This is a genomic window from Paenibacillus sp. RU5M (genome assembly GCF_900221055.1).
Taxonomy (GTDB): domain Bacteria; phylum Bacillota; class Bacilli; order Paenibacillales; family Paenibacillaceae; genus Paenibacillus; species Paenibacillus marchantiae.
In genome coordinates this window covers 55379-64065 of record NZ_OBQM01000021.1, presented here as the reverse complement: position 1 = coordinate 64065, position 8687 = coordinate 55379, and the positions used below count along the sequence as shown (strand labels likewise).

The window sequence follows — 8687 nt, the reverse complement described above, 5'->3', positions numbered from 1 at the left end:
AGAAAACAACTATTCGGTATTAGCTACCGTTTCCGGTAGTTGTCCCAAACTTGAGGGCAGGTTGCCTACGTGTTACTCACCCGTCCGCCGCTAACCATCCGAGAAGCAAGCTTCTCATCAAGTCCGCTCGACTTGCATGTATTAGGCATGCCGCCAGCGTTCGTCCTGAGCCAGGATCAAACTCTCCAATAAAGATGAATTTCAGTAGCGTGGTTAAACGCTATGAAAATCATCTCAAGTATTTGAAAAGAGCGATGAGCTCATTTTGAAACTGACGAGATTAAAAATCTCATTTTTGCTTTGAAATCATACAGTCCGAAGACGTGTACCGATTTCTCAGCGTCGATCTTGCAAGCAAGATCGTTACTCACTCGTTGTTCAGTTTTCAAAGATCAAACATTCAATTTACTTCTGTTTTCTTTGTCACCGTAATTTCAGCGGCGACTTTTATAATATATCATGTTTAAGTTTACTTTGCAAGCACTTTTTTTCGATTTATTTTCAATCGCTTTATTCCAGCGCTTGTTCCGGTTAACTTTTCCTTAAAAAAGGAACGAAAATTAATTTATCATATTGAACAAAAAAGGTCAACCCTTTTTCGACAAAATGTTTCATATCCCTTTTCAAAGCCGCCTATTCTACCTATTACTGATTCATGGTGTCTGAGGTACAGCGCTGGCTTTACGGGCCGCACCTCTCTTATATGGTGAACTTCAGCATCCCACTGACCACATCATTATGGCTTGGATTTTTTTAGTTTGCCGCCTCTAGCATATTTGGATAACTCTTTGGGTGGCGCAAAGCGCGCATACATACGGAACACAGTCTTGTAGCGACTCGCTATGGCGTATTTAATTTCTTGATCGAGACGATTGTCACTTAAGTCGAACAGCATTTCATCAAGCTCTTTGCGCAATACATAATCCAGTTCCTTGCATTCCTTCTCGTTAAACAGCATACCCAGCATTAGAGTTCTCCTTTTTCTGCATATGGATAATGGCGTGTCCCAGTGTATGTCATATTCGAGCCCCTTTAATTCAGGCTATATATCGGACAGCGCCGGTTTTAGTAGCAAACCCAGGATCATCTTTATTTGTCCTTTGGTATTTGCTACTGAAACCCGTTTTATTGTTATGGTCAACTTTCTGAAAATTTATGAATGTCATCCCATACAAATTTATCCTCGCACCAGGCTGTAGGTAAGTGTACTTTCGATAATCGCTGCAACAAGTAGCAAAATAACAATCCAGAAGGATGCAGTTACCGTTGTGCGCATAAAAGCACTCCACTGGCTGCCAATCGTATTTCGTTTCTCCCCGCCAAATTGACTAAGACTTTTGAGAGCTAATCCACCAAACCTTAAACCGAATGCACAAGCGATAATAATTACCGGAATTTCAATAATGCCATGTGGAAGAAGTCCTTTTACAACAATATCAAAGAAGCTGGCCCCATAGTTCATTGTAGTGTGTACCAGAAAACCGATAACCATGCCATTGATTAACAGGAAAACGACAGGCAGAATGCCAAAGAAGATACCGGCATAGATCACGAGTACACTTTTGATGGCGTTATTGAAAAAGATAAAGAGGAAGAAGTTCCATTGCACATTGTTCCCCTGCTCCAGCCGCTCACTAACCTCCCTTAGTCCCCCGATTTGATTCAACAATATATCCTCAAGTGTTCCTGTACTCACCCATCCCGTGCCTATTCCAACAACAAACAATACGATCGACCAGATTAATGCACCACGAATGGAACCTAAAGCTCTAAGAAATGTACTGAATTTTAACATAATATCCTCCTGTGGAACCAAGATGTTGGACAAACAAATGTCTGATACGAATAACTGCGAGGTACGAGCATACATTGGAGAGTAAACAAGCATTTCTTATGGGAGAGGGGCGCTTATTGAAATGAACTCGTTCTATGTATTTAGCGGCAAAAAGATCAAACGTTTCCTGATTGTGCTGGTTGCTGCCGTCTTTGCTATCGGGATTATTTATCTGGAGAGCGGCAATATTTCTGTATTCTCGGAGGATGCACCATCCGCCGTATACAGCGTTCCAACCGAGAAGAAGGTTATTGCACTCACCTTTGACATTAGCTGGGGAGATAAAAGGACAGAGCCTATTCTGAAGGTCCTCCAAGAAAATAAAGTTCAGAAGGCCACTTTCTTCTTGTCCTCCCCCTGGAGTAAGACACACCCCGAGATTGTAACAGCCATCAAAGACGCAGGATACGAAATCGGCAGCCATGGTCACAAGCATGATAATTACAGCAGCCTGACTGAAGAGGAAATCCGCAAGGAAATTTCGACAGCTCATAGCATTTTAACCGATTTAACGGGAAAAGAACCGAAATTGCTGCGTCTACCTAATGGCGACTTTGACAAACGTGTTCTCCAGGTTGCCAGCAGTCTGAATTATCAGGTTGTCCAATGGGACACCGATTCGCAGGATTGGAAGAACCCTGGTGTACAGACCATTGTTGATCGTGTAGTTAGCAAGGCGCATCCTGGTGACATTGTGCTGCTGCACGCTAGTGATTCCTCGAAACAAACGCATGAAGCATTACCCGTCATTATCGACAAGTTAAAAAATCAAGGGTATGAATTCGTGACGGTTTCTGAGCTGCTTAACCATTCAAGTGTCAAAGGTACGGAAGTTCGCGACCAAGCCAGTGCACAGTAAACGTTAATTAAAGCAGTATTGCTGAGGCAAACTGTATACTTCCCTTCTGTACTCCATGCCTTGTAAAAAGGCGCTGAAGCGCCATAAATGGAAAAGAGCTAACCAGGTTAGCTCTTTTTGGCGTTTTTTTTAAGATAATCGCTACGCATGACTTTCTTGTACCTCGGTCTTTCCACTCACCCGCTGCTCCATGGACCCATCTACCAGCCTGTGCAATATCAGCATTTGGTATGCATTACAGATTAACAGTGGAACCACAATAAAGATGGTAGCCGCATTCACATCAATTCGCAGCACACCGATCGTTTCCACCACGGTAACAGCCACCATGAAAAAGAGTGTAGGCACCAGCGCCGAAATATGTGTCTTTTTCACCTTTACGTAAGCGGTAACAATTCCAGCTGCCAAAATAATGATTCCAAGCACAATATCGGATAGCCGTTCTCGTTCCCCACCAACAAACAAACGTAAAAACATGACATCAAGTAACGCCAAAACGGTTAGAACAATCTGTACAATTTGCCAACTGCGTTTCGAAAATACACCTTTGCCCATATAGTTCAATATCAAGTATGCGAAAAAACCCATTTGCGAATACACGCTAATCATAATACCGGAACCAAACAAGATCAGGAGATAAATTAAAAAATCGGTCATTCCATTCGTTTTTTCTCCATTAACCAACATCATAATTAGACCCGTCACTAATGATCCTGCAGCCCCAATAAGCAAAGCTGACCAAAATAGGAAAAACCATTTACGTAAATTCAAATGTTTTCCACCCCCGAGAGTTTATTTTACCAACCTTCACAGCAAAAAACCATCATCATTCAACATATTTAGCGGTTTCCCATCACATACTACATCCAGTATCTAATCAAGGAGGGGTTGTGCACATGAAACGGCCTTTGTGGCAGTTATGCTGTGTCGTACTTGGACTATCCGTCATGCTCGCCGGCTGTGGCTCAGATCAGAATTATTCGCCTCCTCAGGGCGGTTATAAAGAGATGAAAACGATGGTCGTGGATATTCTCAAAAGTGACGAAGGTAAAAAGGCGGTCGAGGAAGCTCTCACTGGACAAAGTTCTTCTGGTGGTGGCGAAGGCGGCGCTTCTGGCCAAAGTGGAGCTTCTGGCGGTGGATCTGGAACAGTGGGTATGAAAATGTTAATGCCTATGCAATCTTCAGAACAAATACGTATAGCTGTAAAAGATACCATCACGGCTCCTGAATACCAGAAGGAATTCGAGAAAATTATGACGGATCCACAGTTTGCAGGTGAATTCGCCAAAGTGATTAACTCCCAAAGCAAGCAACTGCATATGCAATTAATCAAAGATCCAACGTATCAAAAATCCATTGGGGATGTCATGAAATCTCCTGAAGTGTCCAAGATGTTTATGGATATGACCAAAACGCCCGAATATCGTAAACAAACGATGACCGTTATGCAGGAAGTCATGCAAAATCCTTTATTCCGGATGGAAGTGCTGACTTTGCTTAAAAAGGTAGTCCAGGATGAGTTGCAACCCAAAACAGAACAAGGCGGCAAACAGGAGGGCCAAAGCAAAGACGACAATGGGGATGGCGGAAGTGGCAGCAGTGACGGTAGTAGTGATGGTAACAGTGGTGGCGACGGAAGTAATGGAGGATCGTAAGTTGATCATACTTCAAAGTTAAAAGTTATCACATGTTGAAAAAAGCCCACATCATGGATGTGGGCCTTTTTATATATTTTACGTCATTAGAAAATTTAAAACTTGGCATCAACAGTTTGGGCAACCTCGTCGTAGATCGCACCGATGCTTGAATCCGCTTTATACACGGATGGTGAAAAATCCGGCTCCGAAATATGATTATCCGGCGCTCCCAGTGGAATCTGTGCAAGCAGCTCTGTATGAAGACTCTCGGCAAGAGTCCCCCCACCGCCCCGGCCAAATACATAATCTTTCTCTCCGCATTTGCTACATTCATAATAAGCCATGTTCTCTACCACACCAAGCAGCTCATGTTCCGTCTGAATGGCCATGGCACCTGCACGTGCAGCTACAAAGGCAGCGGTTGCATGAGGTGTTGTAACGATGATTTCTTTGCTGTGAGGCAGCATCTGGTGTACGTCTAGTGCGACATCCCCCGTACCCGGAGGCAGATCAAGCAGCATATAATCCAACTCTCCCCAGTTTACATCGGTAAAGAATTGGCGCAACATCCGCCCCAACATAGGTCCACGCCAGATCACCGGGTTATTCTCTCGAATAAAGAATCCCATCGACATCACTTTTACGCCGAAACGCTCAACGGGTTGGATAACCCCGTCCTCAACGACTGGATATTGCTCAATTCCCATCATGTCAGGTACACTGAAGCCATATATATCTGCATCAATCAAGCCAACCTTCTTGCCTTGACGTGCCAGAGCTGCAGCCAAATTAACGGTTACCGTCGATTTGCCGACGCCGCCTTTACCACTAGCAACAGCAATAAAACGTACGCCGGATTCAGGACTTAACAACTCATGTCCGTCCAGCCCTGCTGCATGGCCTTTGACAAGCACTTCGTCCTGGTCTTCCTCATGATCCGCTTGTCCTATGTTCAGGCTCTCACGCTCATGCTCTGAAGCTGCACGCAGACGAATATGTACATCATTCACTCCGTGTTGGGACAACAGGTTGCGCGCGGCATCGCTTAGAGCAGTTGTATCCTCTGTGCGGTTCTCCAGCGTCACCATAGTAAGAGCAACATGATTTTCTTTAACCATGACATCACGGACCCACTGCAGTTCAGTCAAACTTACGCCCAATTGCGGTTCCTGCAACGGCTGCAATAGTTCAAGTATCTGTTCTTTTGATAACATCAGACAGCACCTCAGCTTTATCTATTGGCATGTAATTAGGTATGCTGATTCAATTATATCATTACCTTTCTCATTGTGACTAACTTTTAGGACGTTCTCCTGACGAATAACGGAGAATCCCGTTATAGATGGATGCAGCCACTTTACGCTGATAGGTTTCATCTGCAAGAAGACGCGCCTCTTCCGGGTGAGAAAGGAACCCTACCTCCACAAGTGCCGAGGGAATTTTTAACGCCTGGAGCAAATAAACGGTATTTACCGTTTTCGCGATTCGATCTGTATTTTCCAGATTACGAATCATTTCTTGCTGAAGCAGATTGGCTAATCCTGCATTATCGGGATGATTGGGTGTATAAAAAACTTGAGCGCCACTCCAGCGGTTCGAAGGTACACTGTTCATATGAATGCTGATAAAGAGATCTGCCTGCTTATCCTCGATTCTTCTTACTCTTTGTTTCAGATCTTCCGTCTTGCGTTTGGAGTACCCTTTGGTATCTGAAGCAGCCAGATCGGTGTCTATTTCTCGGGTCATCACAACCAAGGCCCCTGCTTGCTGCAGATAATCTCGTACGTACAGCGCAATGGATAAATTGATATCTTTCTCAATGACTCCCTGCTTACTCACCGCTCCCCCATCTGGTCCACCATGTCCTGCATCAATGGCTATGACTTTTCCCGCTAATGGCAGCCCCCAGTAACCGGACATCTTGGAGGAGGGCAACTCATACGTCACCACCGCCACAAACATGGCAAGCAAACAAAGGCTTAACATGACCCTCTTCATGGTGCGTAACCTAATCCAGATCACAAAGTGCTTCCCCATATTTTTACGCATAAAAAAACCACCTCGTCCCTTTAAATGACTCTAATCATCTATATGGGACAAGATGGACAAATATACCGTTAGGAGCGGACTTGCTCTGCCATTCCTTCAATCAGCACCTCAGCTACCTCTGGGCGCGTAAATTCAGGTGGAGGGCATTGGCCATCTCGTAGCAACCCACGTACTTTCGTGCCAGACAGAGCCATGTGGTGTTCTTTATCATGCGGGCAGGTTTTGCTTGATGCCATGTTGCCACATTTGGTGCAGAAAAAACTATGTTCAAAGAACAAAGGCGTGATACCGAGTTCTTCCGGTGTGAAGTTAGTAAAGATCTCCTGCGCTTCATATGTTCCGTAATAGTCACCCACACCTGCATGGTCGCGACCTACAATAAAGTGAGTACAACCATAATTTTTACGTACCATTGCGTGGAAAATGGCCTCTCTTGGGCCAGCATACCGCATAGCCGCCGGGAATACGCCTAGGAACGCACGATCAGCCGGATAATAGTTCTCCAGCAAAACCAGATAACTCTTCATTCGTACATCGGCAGGCACGTCATCAGACTTCGTTTCGCCTACAAGCGGGTTTAAGAACAGGGCGTCCACAATCTCCATTGCACTCTTCTGAATGTACTCATGGGCACGGTGGACCGGATTACGCGTCTGAAAACCAACAACCGTCTTCCAGCCTTTATCCTGGAACGTTTTCCGTGTCTCAGCAGGATCATAATAGAACTGTTCGAACTTGGCCGGTTTGGGACGATTCAGCACTTGAATTGGACCTCCTACATAAGTTGCAGGTCGTTCCAGCAGTTTCTTCACACCCGGGTGCTCTGGATCATCCGTCTTGAAGACACGACGTGCTTCTTCACCCTGATCTACTTTATATAAGCTCTTCACTTCCAGCAATCCATAGGTTACTCCGTCATTATCGCCAATAAGTGCCACAGTCTCACCGATCTGGAGTGATGCAGCCTGCTGCTCATCTACAGCTAAGGTAATGGGGATACTCCAGACTGTTCCGTCAGCAAGACGCATACGAGATATAACTGAAAGATAGTCTTCTTCATTCATGAAACCTTGAAGCGGTGAGAATGCACCCACACCAATGAGATCCAAATCCGAAATTGTCCAGCTGTTAATACGTAAAGAGGACAGTTTCTCACTCTCTCGTAATAATTGTTCCCGTTCTTCTCCTTGTACGACACGCTGTATCAGCGTACCTCCATGAGGCAGAATCGAAGTCATCTTGTCAGCTCCCTGTTTCACCATTTTTTATATCATCAAGAATGATTCTAGTGCATTATTATATCCATCACTTATTCTGAATAAATTATTTATGAAGACCACATTCCGTTTTTTCGTTCCCCGACCAGCGTCCCGCACGTGGATCTTCTCCAGGCATAACCTGACGTGTGCAATACTCACAACCGATACTCGGGTAATTTTGATCATGCAGCGGATTGTACACGACATTATTGACACGAATATAATCCCATACATCCTCTGTAGTCCAGTGTGCAATCGGGTTGAACTTCATAAGTCCAAACTTAGCATCATATTCGACCTTCTTGGAATTTGCACGTGTCGGTGCTTGATCTCTCCGAATACCGGTAATCCATGCATCATACTGGGATAGAATACGTGTCAGCGGCTCAACCTTCCGAATATTACAGCAAGCATTAGGATCCGACTTCCACAATTGTTCTCCATGTTGAGCTGCCTGCTCCGCCGGAGTAATTTTCGGAGCCACACGTACAAAATCAAGATTGTATTTCTCTTTCATTTTGTCACGAGTTTCGTATGTCTCCTTAAAATGAAAATCAGTATCTAGATAAAATATATCCGTGGATGGGCTGATCTTCTGAAGCATATCTACAAGTACAACATCCTCCGCACCGAAGCTGCATGCAAAAGTGATATTTGGAAACGTCTCAATAGCATAACGAATAATATCCTCTGGACTTGCGTTTTCCAATTCTTCAGCCTTCGTCCGTGCAAGTTCTTCTTTCTCCAACAAGTTCATGTCTGCATTTCCCCCATTCTGCATTTCAACAATCACTAAAGCCGACTAATCTAATATGAATTATGTATAGTATAAATCTTTCATGGGGGATGTCAATGCCTGCCATATGGTAAAAAACATCAGTTTTGGCCCATTTTTTTGTTGTTCGTTTTGAATATAATTTGGTGTTAATTATGCATTTAAACGATTTTTGGATAAAAGCATCCATGTGTAACGTCTTCGATTTTTATTTTATCCTTATCTCTTCGTCATTGAAATCCTTTGCCACTGCTGGGTTTATGGTGCCAAT

The 8687-nt window shown here is 44.2% G+C and carries 9 protein-coding genes and 1 rRNA gene; 2 read left to right on the top strand and 8 right to left on the bottom strand.

The window, feature by feature from the left end; genetic code table 11:
* The 3 genes from CRO25_RS31590 to CRO25_RS31580 form a co-directional block, all read right to left on the bottom strand.
* Positions 1-192 (bottom strand): 16S ribosomal RNA (locus CRO25_RS31590); the annotation flags it as partial.
* Positions 193-736: 544 nt separating this feature from the next.
* Positions 737-967, bottom strand: coding sequence for a hypothetical protein (locus CRO25_RS31585; RefSeq protein WP_017692114.1), 231 nt, complete (start codon positions 965-967; stop codon positions 737-739).
* Positions 968-1177: 210 nt separating this feature from the next.
* Positions 1178-1795, bottom strand: coding sequence for a stage II sporulation protein M (locus CRO25_RS31580; RefSeq protein ID WP_079697658.1), 618 nt, complete (start codon positions 1793-1795; stop codon positions 1178-1180).
* Positions 1796-1916: 121 nt separating this feature from the next.
* Between CRO25_RS31580 and pdaB the strand changes: the two genes are divergently transcribed.
* Positions 1917-2693 carry a polysaccharide deacetylase family sporulation protein PdaB gene (gene pdaB / locus CRO25_RS31575; RefSeq protein WP_063567436.1) on the top strand — a complete coding sequence of 259 codons (777 nt, stop codon included), beginning with the start codon at positions 1917-1919 and terminating at the stop codon, positions 2691-2693.
* 141 nt (positions 2694-2834) lie between these two features.
* On the opposite strand, the gene CRO25_RS31570 is transcribed toward pdaB, so the two are convergent.
* Positions 2835-3464, bottom strand: a complete 630-nt coding sequence (locus CRO25_RS31570) for a KinB-signaling pathway activation protein (protein ID WP_063567435.1) — start codon at positions 3462-3464, stop codon at positions 2835-2837.
* Between the two features lie 125 nt (positions 3465-3589).
* On the opposite strand from CRO25_RS31570, the gene gerD reads away from it, so the two are divergent.
* Positions 3590-4351, top strand: coding sequence for a spore germination lipoprotein GerD (gene gerD / locus CRO25_RS31565; RefSeq protein WP_063567434.1), 762 nt, complete (start codon positions 3590-3592; stop codon positions 4349-4351).
* A gap of 95 nt (positions 4352-4446) precedes the next feature.
* Here the strand turns inward: gerD and CRO25_RS31560 are convergent, their stop codons facing one another.
* The 4 genes from CRO25_RS31560 to CRO25_RS31545 all read right to left on the bottom strand — a co-directional run bounded on the left by CRO25_RS31560 (position 4447) and on the right by CRO25_RS31545 (position 8398).
* Entirely contained in the window at positions 4447-5547 is a 1101-nt protein-coding gene (locus CRO25_RS31560; protein ID WP_079697657.1) for an Mrp/NBP35 family ATP-binding protein, read from the bottom strand.
* A 79-nt stretch (positions 5548-5626) separates the two neighbouring features.
* The gene (cwlD, locus tag CRO25_RS31555; RefSeq protein ID WP_063567432.1) at positions 5627-6382 is read right to left on the bottom strand and encodes an N-acetylmuramoyl-L-alanine amidase CwlD; all 756 of its coding nucleotides are present in this window, start codon (positions 6380-6382) and stop codon (positions 5627-5629) included.
* Between the two features lie 68 nt (positions 6383-6450).
* Entirely contained in the window at positions 6451-7620 is a 1170-nt protein-coding gene (gene sat, locus CRO25_RS31550; RefSeq protein WP_079697656.1) for a sulfate adenylyltransferase, read from the bottom strand.
* A gap of 85 nt (positions 7621-7705) precedes the next feature.
* Entirely contained in the window at positions 7706-8398 is a 693-nt protein-coding gene (locus tag CRO25_RS31545) for a phosphoadenylyl-sulfate reductase (RefSeq protein WP_079697655.1), read from the bottom strand.
* Positions 8399-8687: the final 289 nt, after the last annotated feature.

Coding starts and splice junctions, on each gene's coding strand:
- CRO25_RS31585 (WP_017692114.1), bottom strand. CDS start 967: ATGCTGGGTATGCTGTTTAACGAGAAGGAATGCAAGGAACTGGATTAT.
- CRO25_RS31580 (WP_079697658.1), bottom strand. CDS start 1,795: ATGTTAAAATTCAGTACATTTCTTAGAGCTTTAGGTTCCATTCGTGGT.
- pdaB (WP_063567436.1), top strand. CDS start 1,917: ATGAACTCGTTCTATGTATTTAGCGGCAAAAAGATCAAACGTTTCCTG.
- gerD (WP_063567434.1), top strand. CDS start 3,590: ATGAAACGGCCTTTGTGGCAGTTATGCTGTGTCGTACTTGGACTATCC.
- CRO25_RS31560 (WP_079697657.1), bottom strand. CDS start 5,547: ATGTTATCAAAAGAACAGATACTTGAACTATTGCAGCCGTTGCAGGAA.
- cwlD (WP_063567432.1), bottom strand. CDS start 6,382: ATGCGTAAAAATATGGGGAAGCACTTTGTGATCTGGATTAGGTTACGC.
- sat (WP_079697656.1), bottom strand. CDS start 7,620: ATGACTTCGATTCTGCCTCATGGAGGTACGCTGATACAGCGTGTCGTA.
- CRO25_RS31545 (WP_079697655.1), bottom strand. CDS start 8,398: ATGAACTTGTTGGAGAAAGAAGAACTTGCACGGACGAAGGCTGAAGAA.